13 protein-coding genes are annotated in these 15,167 nt (G+C 56.2%); 6 read left to right on the top strand and 7 right to left on the bottom strand.

Annotated features, from left to right (window positions below; all coding sequences use genetic code 11):
- Positions 1-35: 35 nt before the first annotated feature.
- The 4 genes from VFU50_02445 to VFU50_02430 form a co-directional block, all read right to left on the bottom strand.
- Entirely contained in the window at positions 36-2,483 is a 2,448-nt protein-coding gene (locus tag VFU50_02445; GenBank protein ID HEU5231691.1) for an ATP-dependent Clp protease ATP-binding subunit, read from the bottom strand.
- A gap of 231 nt (positions 2,484-2,714) precedes the next feature.
- Entirely contained in the window at positions 2,715-3,428 is a 714-nt protein-coding gene (locus VFU50_02440; protein ID HEU5231690.1) for an ABC transporter ATP-binding protein, read from the bottom strand.
- 324 nt (positions 3,429-3,752) lie between these two features.
- On the bottom strand, positions 3,753-5,024 hold the full coding sequence (locus VFU50_02435; protein ID HEU5231689.1) for an FtsX-like permease family protein: 1,272 nt from the start codon (positions 5,022-5,024) through the stop codon (positions 3,753-3,755).
- 48 nt (positions 5,025-5,072) lie between these two features.
- Complete coding sequence (locus VFU50_02430; GenBank protein HEU5231688.1) at positions 5,073-5,270, bottom strand: hypothetical protein; 198 nt, start codon at positions 5,268-5,270, stop codon at positions 5,073-5,075.
- Between the two features lie 160 nt (positions 5,271-5,430).
- On the opposite strand from VFU50_02430, the gene VFU50_02425 reads away from it, so the two are divergent.
- Entirely contained in the window at positions 5,431-6,369 is a 939-nt protein-coding gene (locus VFU50_02425; GenBank protein ID HEU5231687.1) for an MBL fold metallo-hydrolase, read from the top strand.
- A gap of 151 nt (positions 6,370-6,520) precedes the next feature.
- On the opposite strand, the gene VFU50_02420 is transcribed toward VFU50_02425, so the two are convergent.
- The 3 genes from VFU50_02420 to pyk all read right to left on the bottom strand — a co-directional run bounded on the left by VFU50_02420 (position 6,521) and on the right by pyk (position 9,790).
- Entirely contained in the window at positions 6,521-7,318 is a 798-nt protein-coding gene (locus tag VFU50_02420) for an SDR family NAD(P)-dependent oxidoreductase (protein HEU5231686.1), read from the bottom strand.
- Entirely contained in the window at positions 7,318-7,701 is a 384-nt protein-coding gene (locus VFU50_02415) for a RidA family protein (protein ID HEU5231685.1), read from the bottom strand. Before VFU50_02415 ends, VFU50_02420 begins: the two co-directional genes overlap by 1 nt.
- A gap of 547 nt (positions 7,702-8,248) precedes the next feature.
- Complete coding sequence (gene pyk, locus VFU50_02410) at positions 8,249-9,790, bottom strand: pyruvate kinase (GenBank protein ID HEU5231684.1); 1,542 nt, start codon at positions 9,788-9,790, stop codon at positions 8,249-8,251.
- Between the two features lie 324 nt (positions 9,791-10,114).
- Here pyk and VFU50_02405 point away from each other — a divergent pair, with 324 nt between their 5' ends.
- The 5 genes from VFU50_02405 (at position 10,115) to VFU50_02385 (ending at position 14,702) form a co-directional block, all read left to right on the top strand.
- Positions 10,115-11,389 (top strand): cation:proton antiporter, encoded by a 1,275-nt coding sequence (locus tag VFU50_02405; GenBank protein HEU5231683.1) that lies wholly within the window; start codon positions 10,115-10,117, stop codon positions 11,387-11,389.
- Positions 11,390-11,568: 179 nt separating this feature from the next.
- Entirely contained in the window at positions 11,569-11,985 is a 417-nt protein-coding gene (locus VFU50_02400) for a DUF6677 family protein (protein HEU5231682.1), read from the top strand.
- A gap of 4 nt (positions 11,986-11,989) precedes the next feature.
- On the top strand, positions 11,990-12,166 hold the full coding sequence (locus VFU50_02395; protein HEU5231681.1) for a hypothetical protein: 177 nt from the start codon (positions 11,990-11,992) through the stop codon (positions 12,164-12,166).
- Between the two features lie 355 nt (positions 12,167-12,521).
- The gene (locus VFU50_02390) at positions 12,522-14,015 is read left to right on the top strand and encodes a radical SAM protein (protein HEU5231680.1); all 1,494 of its coding nucleotides are present in this window, start codon (positions 12,522-12,524) and stop codon (positions 14,013-14,015) included.
- Positions 14,016-14,285: 270 nt separating this feature from the next.
- Complete coding sequence (locus VFU50_02385; protein ID HEU5231679.1) at positions 14,286-14,702, top strand: response regulator; 417 nt, start codon at positions 14,286-14,288, stop codon at positions 14,700-14,702.
- Positions 14,703-15,167: the final 465 nt, after the last annotated feature.

Raw genomic sequence — 15,167 nt, 5'->3', positions numbered from 1 at the left:
CGCCTTTCGGCGGCCATTTTGCTGAATGGTACCGTTTATCCGTTGCTATACAGCAGCACGCCTTCCTGCTTCTCTTCGCCGACTGGGCGATAGAAGAGTTTGTCGCCTTCAAGGAAGACTTCGATGAATGCCGGGCGCGTGGTGATTGTGCCCTGGATCATTGCTTCTGACAGCGGGTCTTCGATGTAGCGCTGCAGTGCGCGGCGCAGCGGACGTGCGCCGTAGCTGCGATCGCCTAGCGTCTTGTCGAGCACCCACTTCTTGGCTTCGTCAGTGACCGAGATCGTGATCGCCTTCTGCGCGAGGTTCGCGTTGAGCTGCTGAACCATCAGTTCGACGATCTGGATCAGATCGGCATCCGTCAGGGCGTTGAAGAGAATGATCTCGTCGATACGGTTCAGGAACTCTGGGTTGAACGTGCGCTTGACTTCGTTCTTTACCAAGTCCTCGACCTTCGTGGAGACCACGTCTTCTTTCTCGGACTGGAAGCCAAGGCCCGTGCGCTTCATCAAATGACGAGCCCCTATATTCGACGTCATCACGATGATCGTGTTCTTAAAATCGACCGTGTTGCCGAGGCCGTCGGTGAGCTGTCCGTCTTCGAAGACCTGCAGCAGGATATTGAAGACATCCGGATGCGCCTTCTCGATTTCGTCGAGCAGTACCACCGAGTACGGAGCGCGCTTCACACGTTCAGTGAGCTGTCCGCCCTCTTCGTAGCCAACGTATCCCGGGGGCGATCCGATCAGCTTCGAAACCGAGTGCTTCTCCATGAACTCCGACATGTCAAAGCGGATCAGCGACTTCTCGCTTCCGAAAAGGAACTGAGCCAGTGTGCGGGCCACTTCGGTTTTTCCGACGCCTGTCGGTCCGAGGAACAGGAACGAACCAATGGGGCGGTGCGGGCTCTTGAGTCCGGCACGCGAACGGCGGATCGCGCGTGCAAGCGCGGAGATAGCTTTCTCCTGCGAGATCACGCGGCGATGCAGCTCTTCTTCGATGCGCAACAGCTTCTGCGTCTCTTCCTCTTTGATCGAAGTGATCGGTACTCCGGTCCAGCGAGAGACTACGTCTTCGATGTCTTCGCGCGTGACTACACCGGTCGACGACTCGTCGAGATGATATTTCTCGCGGAGACCGCGCAGGTTCTCGCGCTCTTTGCGTTCTTCGTCGGAGTAGAAGCGCGCCTTCTCGAACTCGTGGCTCGCGATGGCGTTCTCCATGCGATGCACGATGAACTTGATTCGCTTCTGCACATCGGTGATCTCGTCAGGCAGCGAAGTCTGGCGCAGCTTTACGCGCGCGCCGGCTTCGTCGATTAGGTCAATAGCCTTGTCCGGCAGGAAGCGGTCTGGAATGTAACGGTTGGAATGCGATACCGAGAACTCGATGGCTTCTTCCGTGTAAGTGACCGCGTGGAACTTCTCGTAGCGATCCTTGATGCCGTTGATGATTTTTACCGCATCGCTCTCGTTCGGCGGTGGAACTTTTACGGACTGGAAGCGGCGCTCGAGCGAACGATCTTTTTCGATCGACTTGCGATACTCGCCAGGAGTCGTCGCGCCGATGCACTGAATCTCGCCGCGTGAGAGAGCCGGCTTGAGAATGTTGGCGGCATCGAGCGAACCTTCCGCTGAACCTGCTCCAACTAACGTGTGCAGCTCATCGATGAAGATGATCGATTGCTGATTCTCCATCAGCTCTTTCATGATGGTCTTTAGACGCTCTTCAAACTGTCCGCGATATTTTGTGCCGGCGACGATCAGCGAGAGATCGAGCGCCAAAATGCGTTTCTCAGCGAGGAACGAAGGCACATCGCCATCCGCGATGCGCTGTGCAAGACCTTCGACGATTGCAGTCTTTCCAACTCCAGGCTCACCGATCAGAACAGGATTGTTCTTTGTGCGACGGCAGAGAATCTGGATGACACGCTCGACTTCACCTTCACGTCCGACCAGCGGATCGAGCTGGTTGTCCATGGCGGCCTGGGTGAGGTCGCGGGAGAATTCGCTGAGTAAAGAAGATTCGCGCGAACGCTGCGGCTGCGCTTTTTCCTGTGTGGTGCGAGCGAGTTCTTCGCGGATCGCGCTCAGGCGCAGTCCACGTTCATGGAGAATCTCGGCGGCGAAGCACTTTTCTTCGCGCAGCAGACCGAGGAGTAGATGTTCCGTTCCAATGTGTTTGTGTGAAAGCCGCTCGGCTTCTTCGGCGGCATAGGCGAGCACGCGCTTGCACTCGTTACTTAGCGGCAGGTCCACCGAGGTCGAGACTTTTTCCCGAATCGTGGTGTGGCCTTCGATTTGTTTGCGGATTGACTCCACCGAGGCATGCGAACGCAAGAACCGATTCGTCAATGCTTTGTCTTCGCGCAGCAAGCCCAGCAAAAGGTGTTCGGTCTCGATGTAAGGCGAGCCGAACTGGCTGGCTTCGTAACGAGCAAAAAAGATTACTCGCCGCGCCTTTTCTGTGTAGCGTTCAAACATGTTCCCCCTTGTGAACGTCCCCTGTTACTGCCGCCCCCATTGCTGAACGGCCCTGGTTGCGTCTTCTACCGCTGTGCCGACCCGCTGGCCTGCTCTTCGGGAAGAACTTACCTCTATTTACTCCTATTTAACACATCTCTGAGAGTATCGTTTTCGATTACCTCAGCTCTCTTTCGTTCATCTGTCCTTCGTACTCGATTTTGAGCTTCCGAATCTTTGTGCTTCCTCAGCTCACATCACCTTGCCCGGTGCGACTTCCTCCAGTCTGCCTCGCTGGAGACGCAAAATTCGTCCGCAGCGTCGGGCGAAGTCCAGGTTGTGAGTAACAATAATCGAGGTGAGTTGATGTTGACTATGCAATTGCGCAATGAGATCGAAAATGCGCTCTGCCGTGGCGGTATCGAGATCGCCTGTGGGCTCGTCGGCGAGAAGGAGCTTTGGTTCTGTGACCAAGGCCCGCGCCAACGCGACTCGCTGCTGCTCTCCGCCGGAGAGCTCGCCTGCGCGATGATGCATCCGGTCAGCCAGTCCCACTTCCCGCAGCCAGTTGGCCGCCCGTGCCTGAGCTTGCTTGGGATTTTCCCCGCGCGCTAACAGCGGCATCGCAACATTCTCCAGCGCGTCGAACTCCGGCAAAAGATAATGGAACTGCCAAACAAATCCGATTTTGCGGTTGCGGAAGTCCGCCGCCGCTTCGTCGGATAACGATTTCAACGAGAGTTGCGCGCAGTATATGTCACCATCGGAAGCCCTATCAAGAGTTCCCAGCACATGCAGCAGCGAACTCTTCCCAGTGCCGGACTCGCCGACAATCGCCAACATCTCTCCCTTCCTCACCTGGAAGGACAAATTTTCAAAGACCACCAGAGGGCTCTCGCCGGTCCGGTATTCCTTCTTCAGGTTCTCGACCTGAAGCACAACTTCAGCTTGGATTATTGGATGCACATGCCCTCGTGAAAGGAGCAATGCGCAGCCAAGCCAAAACCGCGGTTCGCCACTGTTTCAGCCCATCGGCCAATGGCTCTGCCTACAATAATTAGACCACTTTCGACAAGAGGCAGTGTGGTTACCGAAGTGTACAGATGCGTTACTGTGCAAGGAATTGCAGTGCGGGAGCGGGCAATAGGCAATAGGCAATAGGCAATAGGCAAAACCTGAGCATGATGGATCGTCCTATTTCCGTTTCGCGATCGCCCCATGAAAATCGACGAGACACGCAGGTCCTCCCAACGTTGGCCTATTGCCAATTGCCTATTGCTTATTACCGCCTCACTCATATCTCAAAGCCTCTGCAGGCAGAATCCTAGCTGCTGACCAGGACGGATACACCGTTGCCAGCAAAGAAACGGCGATGGCGGTTCCTGCCACGATTACGCCATGCACGGCCTTAGGAGCGAATGGCACATAATCAATGGAATAGACCTCAGCGGAGAGGTGAATCCAGTGATAGTGTCCGCCCAAATACGAGAGCACGTATCCGACCACTAAGCCGATAGCTGTTCCCACGATTCCGATCAGCAGACCTTGATAGGTGAAGATTCGCCGGATTTGGGATTTGCGCGTTCCCATCGACATCAACACCGCGATGTCTTTGGTCTTTTCCATGACCATCATGGTTAGTGAGATAAGGATGTTCAGCGCGGCGACGAAGACGATCAGGCTGATAGTGATAAAGGTCACGACACCTTCCGTTTTCAGAGCTCGAAATAGGGAGCGGTTCTGCTCTTCCCAGTTCGTAGTCATGAATCCCGGCCCCGCGACATTCTCGATCTCAGTGCCGATCTGGGGAGCTTTGTAGATGTCGTCTACCTTGACCTCAATTACCGAAATTACATCGCCGAGCCCAAACAAGACTTGCGCATCTTCGAGCGCGATAAGTCCCCAGGAGCTGTCATAGTCGTAAAAACCCGACTTGAAAAGTCCTGCCACTCTGAAGCGTCGAAAGCCGGGAACCATTCCGAAAGGAGTCAGATTATTTTGTGGGCTCGTCACCAGAACTACAGATCCCACGGTAGCTCCAATGTTGTCGGCGACATCTGAACCGAGAACAATGGGTGGATACGTCGATGCTGTCGCCTCGGTCGGCGAGCCCGATCCGTTCACGAACGATTCACTAGCTTTCAATGGGTCAGCTGAACCCACACTCACGGCTTTCAGCAAGTCACTTACCTGGACCTCATAACGAGGGACAATGCCTTTAAGAAGCAATCCGCTGGCGCGAGCCCCGCGGGAAACCAAGACCTGCTCATAGAGCGCAGGCGCGGCGGCAACAACATGCGGCTGATGCCGAACTTTTTCCAGCAGCGGACGCCAGTTGCGGATGCCATCGGCCTGAGCACGTTCCAATCCAATGTGCGCAGTGGAGCCAAGCAGACGATCCTGAAGATCCTGGCGGAAGCCGGTGTTGATGGCGAGAGCAATGATCAACGACGCGACACCGGCAGCAACGCCGATGATCGAAATGACAGTGACGACGCCAATAACGGCCTGGCGGCGTTTTGCCCGCAGATATCGCGCCGCGATGAAGAGCTCGAAAGTCACTCGCAGAGCAGAATACTAAAAACCTGCTTGTGAGTAAGCTGGCGAGTCTCACGCCACGTTTTCTTCTGCGTCCTTCGCCATCACAAAGAAGACATGACCTTCCTTCACGCACTGATACACGATTAGTCCGCCCACCTGCTGCGGGTTATCCCGTTTTGTCACCTGAACGCGGTAGTCCATAGGAAGAGGACGGAGTGGGCCTTGTCCGCAGATGGGACACTTACCGCGGAGTGGAAGGGGTTCCATGGGGCGCCTCAAGAACCGTTCAGTTCGAGAGTAGTCGTCTGCTCGCCCGAGTAGATGGGACAAGTTGCGCCTCCTATTCAGTGCACGTAGATAAAAGGCGTGAACAGTTCATCCGCAACGCCAGTCAAATGCCTCGCATCTCACGGCTTTCAGGTGAATCATGAGCAACTCCGAACTAATTGCCGCGAAAGTGGTGCGAGTCCCGACGGGTATTGCCAACTGCTACATCCTCGGCAAGCGTGAGCGATGGGTCTTAATCGACGCCGGAACGGAGGGCAACGCGAAGAACATCCTGCAAGCTGTGGAAGACCACATCGGGAGTGACATGCCTCCCGCGGCGATCTTTCTTACCCACGGACACTTCGATCATGCCGGCTCTGCGCGCGAACTCGCCGAGCACTGGGACGTGGCCATTTACGCTCATCGTCTCGAGACCCCGTTCCTGAATGGAACCAGCAAATATCCGCCGCCGGATCCGACCGTCGGCGGATTCATGTCGCAGGTGATTCGCTTTCTGCCGAATAAGAAGATAGATGTCGGCCCGAATCTGCGCGAGTTCAGCGCCGGACGTGTGCCTGCGTTGCCAGAATGGGAAATCATCGAAACCCCCGGGCACTCGCCTGGACATGTCTCGTACTTCCGTAGCGAGGATTCCGTACTTATCGCCGGCGATGCTTTCTGCACCGTCAATCAGAACTCGATGGTGGATACGCTCCAGCAGCGGCAGAGCGTCTCGATTCCGCCGCCGTATTACACCTGTGATTGGCAGGCTGCGGAGCGCTCCGTGAGAACGCTTGCCGAGTTGCGTCCTAAGGTTCTCGCCGCCGGCCATGGCATTCCAATGCGCGGCGCCGCAGCGACCACGCAATTGCGCGCCCTCGCCAACAACTTCCCAATTCCGGAAGATGGACGCTACGTGCGCGAAGCTGCGCGAACCAACGAAAGCGGAATCGTGTACCTGCCGCCGCCGGCTGCTGATCCAGTCAAAATTGGAGCCTGGATTGCCGCGGGTGCAGGCGTTGGAGTTGCCGCTGGAGTGATTCTGCGCAAGACTTGGCCAAGCCGCTCAGAAGAACACAGACTCGAAGACGCCGCTTAGCACTTCGCTTGTCATTCCGAACGGAGGCTCACGCGCAGTTTGCGTGAGCAGGAGTGAGGAATCCCTACGATCTCCCATGAACTTCAGGTGTAGCAGTTTGTATGGATTCCTCAGGCCGAAACACTGGCCTTCGGAATGACAACAGAAGAACCTACGCCAGCACCGCGCCGCCGTTCACGCTCACAACACTTCCAGTCATAAACCCAGCATGTTCGGTACATAAGAAAAGAATGGGCGCTGCGATCTCCTCCGGTTTGCCGACGCGTCCCAGAGGAATGGCTGCGAAGACACGATCGCGAGTCTTTGGATCTTGCAGCGCTGGCTCCGACATGTCAGTCTGCACCCAGCCTGGCGCCACGCAATTGACATAAATTCCATCGCGCGCCAGTTCGGTGCTGAGACCGCGCACCATGCTGATCACCGCACCTTTGCTGGCGGCGTAATCGCAATGGAAGGCTTCTCCTCGCTGACCGGCGGTTGAGCTGACGATGACGATTCGTCCAGCAACTCCGCCACTCCGGCCCTGGCGCTTCATCTGCGCCACGCTGTACTTGATGAGGCCGAAGACGCTGTCGAGATTGATGGCAATCGTGCGCTGCCAGTGGTCGTCACCCATCTGATCGATGGGCAAATCGCTCACCGGCCAGATGCCGTGATTCGCAACCAAACAATCGATTCTTCCGAATTTCTTGACCGCGAATTCGACTAACTGCTTCGCTTGTTCCGCCGATGACAACTCCTGCTGCACGGCAACACAGACCTGCGCTCCGCACTCGGAGACAATCTGCTCGGCAGCATCCTTCGCCTTCCGATAATTGAAGAGGACCTTCGCGCCGGCAGCGCAAAACATTTTCACCGCAGCGGCGCCAATGCCCCGCGAGCCTCCGGTGATGAGCGCAACTTTGCCGGCCAGCGAAAGCTGGATTCCATTATGGGAACGATCTGCCATCAGAGGAGAGCGATCACTTCGATCTCGACCAGCGAGTCCTTGGGTAGGCGTGCGACTTCAACCGTGGAGCGAGCCGGTGAGATCTTGCCGTCGCCCGACAGGTATCGCGCGTAGACTTCGTTCATCTTCGCGAAATCGTTCATGTCTTTCAGGAAGACCGTCGATTTGACGACCTTATCGAGGCTCGTACCCGCAGCCGCGAGGACGGCAGAGATGTTCTTCAGCACCTGATCCGTCTGCTCGACGATGCCGCCTTTGATCATGTTGCCGCTGGGATCGAGCGCCACTTGTCCGGAAGCGAAAACAAATCCTCCGCACTTCACCGCCTGAGAGTAAGGACCAATCGCCTGCGGCGCGCGTTGTGTGCGTACCTGTTCTTTCATGCGAACCAGATTAGCATTCGGAAGATTACATCCAGCGATCGAGATTCAAAGCGACTGTCGGCGCTGAAACCTCACGCCAGGGTGATTTACTTCCTGCGCTCAAAACAGGAGCCAAGGGAAGCACTGAGCGAAGCGCGAATACCGGTCTCAAACATTGCGACGATCTCATCCGATCTCATCAAATCTCATGCGATCTCATCAGATATCTCATGGGAGCGGATGACATATCTCATGCCTTTGATCTCATCCGATCTCATCTGATCCCATGAGATCTCATCCATCGATTCGCTCCGGCTCACAAGAGCAGGGCCAGCCAGATCGGAAAGAAGCGTAGCCAACCTGCTGGAGCTGTAAGCCGAATTATCATGCCAAGCATCCATTTTTCAGCCTTATTTACTGTGCTATGACGTTTCTGAAAGAAAGTCAAGCGAATTCATCGCGCATCGGGAGTCCCGTTTTGGAACTCGCCCGAGATAGTCGATCGAGAAGCTCGCGCCCCGCATGTGAGTTTTCTGCTATTTGCTAAAAGAAGGGGAGGCGGAAGGGATTAGCTGCGCCGTTTCTCAGCTCCGGCTTTCGCCGTGGAAGCGCGCGGTGTCCGCCGACGATCGCCCGTACCATCCAATGCGAAGTCCATGCTGCCGACGACGTGCAGACGTAGGAAGTTCGTCGAACCACTAGCAGTACGCGTTCCGGCGACGATGCCAATAACGTCGCCGTTGTGGACGATTCCGCGTTGCCACAGCAGACGCTCAGCGCCCCGCACCATGTCTTCGGTTGCCGGCGTGTGATCGCACTGAATCGGAGTGACTCCCCAGAGCAGGTTCGCGCGGCTGCATACTGTGGGGACGTAAGAGAAGGCGTAAATGTCCGTTTTGGGACGGTACTTGGAGATGAGTCGCGCCGTGGTCCCCGTTTCGGTATAGACGGAGATAGCACGCATATCGAGTTCCTGGGCAGCGTGCGCGACGGATTCGCAAATCGTTTCCGAAATCGAGAGCTTGCCGTTGGAGCGGCGGCGATGCGCGGGTTCAGCAGCAACCTGAGCTTCAGTTTCGCTGACGATCTTGGCCATCATGCGGACAGCCTCACGCGGATATTTGCCGCTGGCCGTTTCGGCGGAGAGCATCACTGCATCGCTGCCGTCGAAGATCGCATTAGCAACGTCGCTGGCTTCCGCGCGCGTAGGGCGCGGATTCTCGATCATCGATTCCAGCATCTGCGTCGCCGTGATTACCGGCTTGCGCCAGGCTGCCGCGCGGCGAATCACGTGTTTCTGAATGATGGGAACTTTCTCGGGCGGCATCTCCACGCCGAGATCGCCGCGCGCCACCATCACCGCATCGGAAATCTCCAGAATCTCTTCGAGATGCTCAATCGCTTGCGGTTTCTCCAGCTTCGCGACCACCCACACATCGGCGTGCGCCAGACGGATCTTTTCGCGAACCGCCTGTACATCGGCGGCGGTGCGAATGAATGACACCGCGATGATGTCCACGCCGTGCGCGAGGCCAAACTCAAGGTCCTTTTCGTCTTTTTCCGTGAGCGACGGAACGCTGACAATGGTTCCCGGCAGATTGATTCCTTTGTGCTCGCCGAGCATGCCACCGTTGACCACGTCGCATTCCACGTCGTCGCCCTGAATGGAACGAACACGCAGCTCGATCAGTCCGTCCGAAAGCAGGATGCGAGCGCCGGGCTGAACTTCGCGGCCAAGCGTCTTAAATGTTGTGGAGATTACGGTGGATGTTCCGGAAACATCGCGTGGAGTGATGGTGATGCGAGAACCAGCTTTCAAAGCGACCGGCGTGCGGTACTTCAAACGCCCCGTACGAATTTTTGGCCCTTGCAGATCCTGAAGTATGCAGATGGGTTTGTTTTCTGCTGTCGCGATCTCGCGGATAGTCGCAATTAAGCGGGCCTTCTCTTCATGTGTTCCGTGAGAGAAGTTCAGGCGGGCAACATCCATGCCGCTGCGGATCAGGTCGCGAATCATCGAGGCTGAGCTGCTCGACGGCCCTAAGGTACAAACAATCTTGGCCTTGCGTTTCGTGGTAGCGGGTGGCGGGACTAGTGGAGAAGCTGTCATTACGTTCTGGGATCATTTTTATCCTAAATCATTTCACAAGGCATGGAAGATCGTAGGGTCTGCGGGAGTACGCAAGAAAATCGATTGAGAAGGAGCTGCCAGCTACCAGCTGCCAGCTTCCAGCTAACACCAAAAAGCATGGCGAGAAGATTCGCGGATGCTGGAACGCGCTGATTGCGCGAGAGAATTACAGAAGGTTTATCTTTCCGCTTTTGCTGGTAGCTGGCAGCTGGTAGCTAGAAGCTAGTAGGCAGCACAGCAGCTCTGACTCTCATCTCATGATTTTGCGCAGGTGCTCACCTCGCCTGCCGATCCACGGGCCCTATGTCTGAACTAGCTGTTGGTCAACTTATCCTGTTCGTACTCATCATTCTTGCTTCTGCTCATCTTTTTGGCGGTTTGTTCGCGCGCCTGCGGCAGCCGCGAGTGATTGGCGAGATTCTGGGCGGACTGCTGGTCGGTCCATCGCTGTTGAAGCTGCAGGCGGGCACAAGCACCGCGCTCTCGCGTCCTGCGCTCGATGTTCTTTACTGGATCGGGCTGCTCATGCTGATGTTTCTCTCCGGGGCGGAGACGCAAGGACTCTTTCGCCGAGAAGAGCGCAAGCCGGTCGCATGGATCGGAATTGTCGGCACAGGATTGCCGTTCATCATTGCGCTGCTCTTGAGCATGCGTCTGAAGCTCGATTCCTTAATGGGAACGGCACAGAATCGATTTGCCCTGGTGCTGGTGATCGGAATCGGCACGGCAGTGACCTCGATTCCAGTAATCTCGCGCATCTTCCACGATTTGCACATCCTGCACACGCGATTCGCGAAGTTGATTCTGGGCGTCGCCGTAATGGAAGACGTAGTGCTCTGGGCAGTGCTGGCCATTGCGACCGCCCTCGCAGAGTCGAAGGCGCTGCCCACGCACGTAATTGCCCAGCGCGTGACGCTTACACTTCTGTACTTCGCTGCCGGACTTGTGCTGTTCCCTCGACTCGCGCGAAAACTGCATCAGGCGCGCTGGAACATCTTTGCGCAGCATTCGACCACCGCATATCTGATCCTGCTGCTATTTGCTTATGTAGCGCTCGCGGCGGCGATGAATGTGAGCCTGGTGCTCGCGGCCTTTCTTGCCGGCTTCGCGGTGCCGAATGATTCGCTGCGCATGACGAAATCTCTGGATGAAGTGAAGGGCGTCGCCTTTGGCTGTTTTATTCCGCTGTATTTCGCGCTGGTGGGATACAAGCTCGATCTGGGCAAGACCTTCAATCTGACGATGGTCGCCGGATTTCTCGTTGCGGCTTGCGTGATCAAGTTGATCTCGGTGCTTGCTGGTGCGAAGCTCGCAGGATTCTCTATCCCGAGCTGCCTTAATCTGGCAATTGCCACGAACGCGCGCGGAGGTCCGGGCATCGTGCTCGCCAGCGTCGCGTATGAAGCGGGCATCATCAACGCGCCGTTCTACACCACCCTCATTCTTTTGGCCGTAATCACCTCTCAGGCAGCCGGAGCATGGCTCGAGCACGTCCTGCATAAAGGCAAGCCGCTGTTGACTGAGAGTGCGGAAGAAGATGTTGTGAAGGTAGCTCAGCCGGATGTGCTGGCGGCATAATCTCAGGCGCGATAGTTGTCGGACCGACGCGCGCCCTCGCGCGGGTTTTCGTTTCGGGGCCGGTAAATTGACTCGCGACCAGAAACCCGGCCGAGGGCGGCCGTAGGTCCTGACTCCCTCGCCCCCTGAAAGCTTCCAAGCTGATAAACTTCCTTTAAGCCTCTTACGTACCCAGAAACATGCCCCATCCTCGATCGAAAGCTGACGCCATTCTTGCTGAGCAGGAGCCGAATACCATGGCGATTGTGGCCCCGGTGGTCGGCTGGCTTGTGCCCGGAGCCGGTCATCTGATCCAGCGGCGCTGGGTGCGCGGACTCATTCTTATGGCGTGCGTATTCGCCATGTTCGTTCTCGGCGTGCTGATGGAAGGTAAAGTCTATGGCCCGAACGGCGGCGATCTGCTCGATATGCTCGGCTTCGTCGGCGATCTCGGCGCCGGCGCTCTCTACTTTGTTACGCACATGATGGACTGGGGCAAGGGAGCCATTCAGCTGGCCTCCGCCGACTACGGCACCAAGTACATCATCGTTGCCGGCCTTCTGAACGTTATCAGTGCCGTGGACGCCTACGACATCGCCATCGGGAAGAAGGAATAGGACGATGCAACTCTCCCACTTCAGCGCCGCGCTCATCTTCGCCTTCTTCGCTTCGATCGTCTTCGGCATCACCCAGCGCACAACTCCGCGCGACATGGCCCAGTACGGTGCCAAGTGCTTTGCGTTCTTCGTTGTGGGTACGATTGTGGCTAGTTGGGTGATGTGGGTGATTAAGCACTAGCCCGGTGCTTTGTCGTTTTAAGTTCGCATTCAACGCCCACAATCACTGTCATCCCTCTCAGCGCCGCGAAAACGCTTTCACTTTTCAAGATTTGTTTTTGCGCTGAGGGGGACCTGCTGTTCCTCGCATGGTCACCGACAGCAGGTCCCCGCGTGCGCAACAGCAGCTTTTAGACGATTCTTGCAGCGTCGCAGCGCTCGCAGGGATGACAGTGTTTGAGGTGAAAAGGCGCAGCTAAGCGAGTCCATTCTTCCGGCGCGTCACACAACCTCCTTTCCACTCTCCTCCGGCTTGCGAAATAAGCGTATCTTTACTTCTGATAACCCGGCCCGGGCTCCATTCGTCAGGACTGCGCATGAACATCCTCCTGCTCTCCATGCCCGATTCCTTCGAGCACATGCCTACCGTTGCCATTCGCATGCCCAACGGCGCATTGGCTTCACTCGCGGGAAATGTTGACTTCCATCACCGTGTTGCTGTGGCCGATTTGATTCTTGTGCAGAACAATGTGCGCGCCACGATTGAAAGGCTGATGGGTGAACTTGATCCCGAGATTGTCGGGCTCTCGGTAATGACCTTTCAGCGCAAGACTGCATTGAAGATTGCCGACCTGCTGCGCTCGCTAAAGCCGGAGGTAAAGATCGTGATGGGCGGTTACGATCCCAGCCTCGCTCCCGAAGCCTACGAGTACACAGGTTCCAATGTGGACTTTATCGTTCGCGGCGAGGGGGAGATTACGTTTCGCGAGCTCGTGCGCGCCATCGAGAATGGCGAATGCTTCGAGCAGATCGCTGGCCTGTCATTTCGGGAAGGTGGCGAGTGGCACGAGACTCCTGCCCGCGGCGTACATAGCCTCGAAGGCGACGAGATTCGACTCCCGAATCGGGACTCGCGGATTCTGCGCGGCTATACGATGCTGGGAAGGCAAGTTGATGTAATCGAAACCTCGCGTGGCTGCACCTTCGATTGCAGCTTCTGCTCGATTATCCAGATGCGCGGACGAAACTTCCACACATACTCGTTCGACCGCGTGCTCGCCGACATTCGCGACGCTCGCGAACATGGCGCTCAGACGATCTTCCTTGTTGATGACAACATCACTCTCAACGTGCATCGCTTCGAAGAGCTGTGCAAAGCCGTAGTCGCTGCCGGCCTGAACGATGTCGAATACATCATCCAGGGAATGACCTCGGCGATTGCGAATCATGGCGAGACGCTTGCGCCGCTCATGCGCAAGGCGGGATTCAAGTATGTCTTCTTGGGAATCGAGAACATTCTTGAAGACGATCTCCAATTTCTGCGTGCCAGCTCGAAGAACATCCTGCGGGACAATGGGCAGAAGATCGGCAATGCCACCATGCGCGCCATCGAGCATATTCATCGCAACAAGATGTATGTAGTCGGTGGCTTGATCGTGGGCAGTCCCGGTGACACTCGTGAATCAGTGGAAGCGAATCTGCGCTTTGCGCAACGCTACATCGATTGGCCGTACATTCAACATCCCACACCGTATCCCGGCACTCCCATGACGGTAGATTTCCGGGAGCGCAATCTCATCATTAATGAACGCGTTGAGGAATACGACGGAACCACTGCAGTCGTACGCTCGGAGAAGCTGCCGGCCGAAGAGATTGAATTCCTGCGCTGGCGCGCCGAGCGATGGATGAAGCTGTCGCATTTCCCCATCGCGCTCGTCCGGAATCCCAAGTTTGTTCTAAAGCAGGGGATCAAGATGCTGCTGCACACCTTCCGCGGCTGCACCTGGCGCACGCTCCTGGGCCTTGAAGACGAGCGCAAGGCATTCGAGCGCTACAGAGCTATTCGCATGCAGGAACGTGTGTATATGTGACAGAACCGGCGCCGGTACCGGGGTCCCCGACAGACGCCGGTGTTGCGGCTGTTGGGGTGGGATTGGCGCTGGGTCGGAGATGGCCGAATGGCCAGCTCCGAGTGACACGACTATGTTGGAAGTATCGAGAGCGCAGCCGCAACCGCGCGGCTGCCCCAGCGGCTACCCTCACCCCAACGGCCGCAAAATCGGCGTCTGTTGGGGGCCCCGATACCGCCGCCGGTTCTGTTGTAATTTCCCTTGCGGCAGTTCACAATATTCACAAACCCTATGTCCCAAGTTTTGATGGTCGAAGACCTCGACAGCGACGTGCGCGAACTGCAAGCTGCTTTGCGTGAAATTGGCGATTTTGAGCTGCGCAGCTATCGTGCTGCCTCGCAGGCCGTCGAGCATCTTTCGTCGACGTTCCAAGAGGGTAAGGAGAAGCCGAAGCTCATCATTGTCGACTTGAATCTGCCGAATTCGAGCGGATACGAACTCCTCAGGTACTACCACTCCCATCCTAACTGCCACGAGATTCCCCTCGTTGTTTGGTCCGTTATGGACGGTGAAACCGACCAGAAGCTGACCACATGGATGGGAGCGAAGAAACTCATCTCTAAGAACAGCGGACCGACGACATTGAAGAAGTCGCTCGCAGCTTTTCTTGCGCCGGAAGCAAACAAACAATCGGCCCAGCGCGTCTAGGCTCCGCAAGTTACTGACGTTGCTGGATGAATCTGCTCTTGCGGTCCAAATCTGCCGCGAGCGACGGAGCAAAATACCGTCGTTCTTCACCATGTAAGTCACTGAATCTTCGTTGAAATTTCCACACTTATCGTCTTTGACTCCGCCGAAGATTTCTGGTTTCATTTTGGGAACGGGACGGTAAAACGGCCGGGAGTCGACGCTGTTATGGAACGAGGAAGACCAAGATGAACGCGATGCGGACGATCTCCGATTTGGCTAATTACAAGATGTTCTGATTCCAATTTTGAAATCACAACATATTGTGGTGCTAACAGCGAAAAAGAGCTGCAAATAACAGCTAAGTCTTTGATTGTCTTATCAATCCTGTGCGAAGAGGGAGGGGGGAGGGGTACCAGGAACGCAAGATCGGCTGTTTGCTTATAATCACTGTTTTGCCTCAAGCTCTCTAATTCGCGAGAGAAG

Source organism: Terriglobales bacterium (assembly GCA_035764005.1).
GTDB lineage: Bacteria > Acidobacteriota > Terriglobia > Terriglobales > Acidobacteriaceae > Gp1-AA112.
This window is presented reverse-complemented; position numbering and strand designations above follow the sequence as displayed.

Coding starts and splice junctions, on each gene's coding strand:
- VFU50_02395 (HEU5231681.1), top strand. CDS start 11,990: ATGCAACTCTCCCACTTCAGCGCCGCGCTCATCTTCGCCTTCTTCGCT.
- VFU50_02405 (HEU5231683.1), top strand. CDS start 10,115: ATGTCTGAACTAGCTGTTGGTCAACTTATCCTGTTCGTACTCATCATT.
- VFU50_02385 (HEU5231679.1), top strand. CDS start 14,286: ATGTCCCAAGTTTTGATGGTCGAAGACCTCGACAGCGACGTGCGCGAA.
- VFU50_02425 (HEU5231687.1), top strand. CDS start 5,431: ATGAGCAACTCCGAACTAATTGCCGCGAAAGTGGTGCGAGTCCCGACG.
- VFU50_02430 (HEU5231688.1), bottom strand. CDS start 5,270: ATGGAACCCCTTCCACTCCGCGGTAAGTGTCCCATCTGCGGACAAGGC.
- VFU50_02445 (HEU5231691.1), bottom strand. CDS start 2,483: ATGTTTGAACGCTACACAGAAAAGGCGCGGCGAGTAATCTTTTTTGCT.
- VFU50_02415 (HEU5231685.1), bottom strand. CDS start 7,701: ATGAAAGAACAGGTACGCACACAACGCGCGCCGCAGGCGATTGGTCCT.
- VFU50_02390 (HEU5231680.1), top strand. CDS start 12,522: ATGAACATCCTCCTGCTCTCCATGCCCGATTCCTTCGAGCACATGCCT.
- pyk (HEU5231684.1), bottom strand. CDS start 9,790: ATGACAGCTTCTCCACTAGTCCCGCCACCCGCTACCACGAAACGCAAG.
- VFU50_02400 (HEU5231682.1), top strand. CDS start 11,569: ATGCCCCATCCTCGATCGAAAGCTGACGCCATTCTTGCTGAGCAGGAG.
- VFU50_02420 (HEU5231686.1), bottom strand. CDS start 7,318: ATGGCAGATCGTTCCCATAATGGAATCCAGCTTTCGCTGGCCGGCAAA.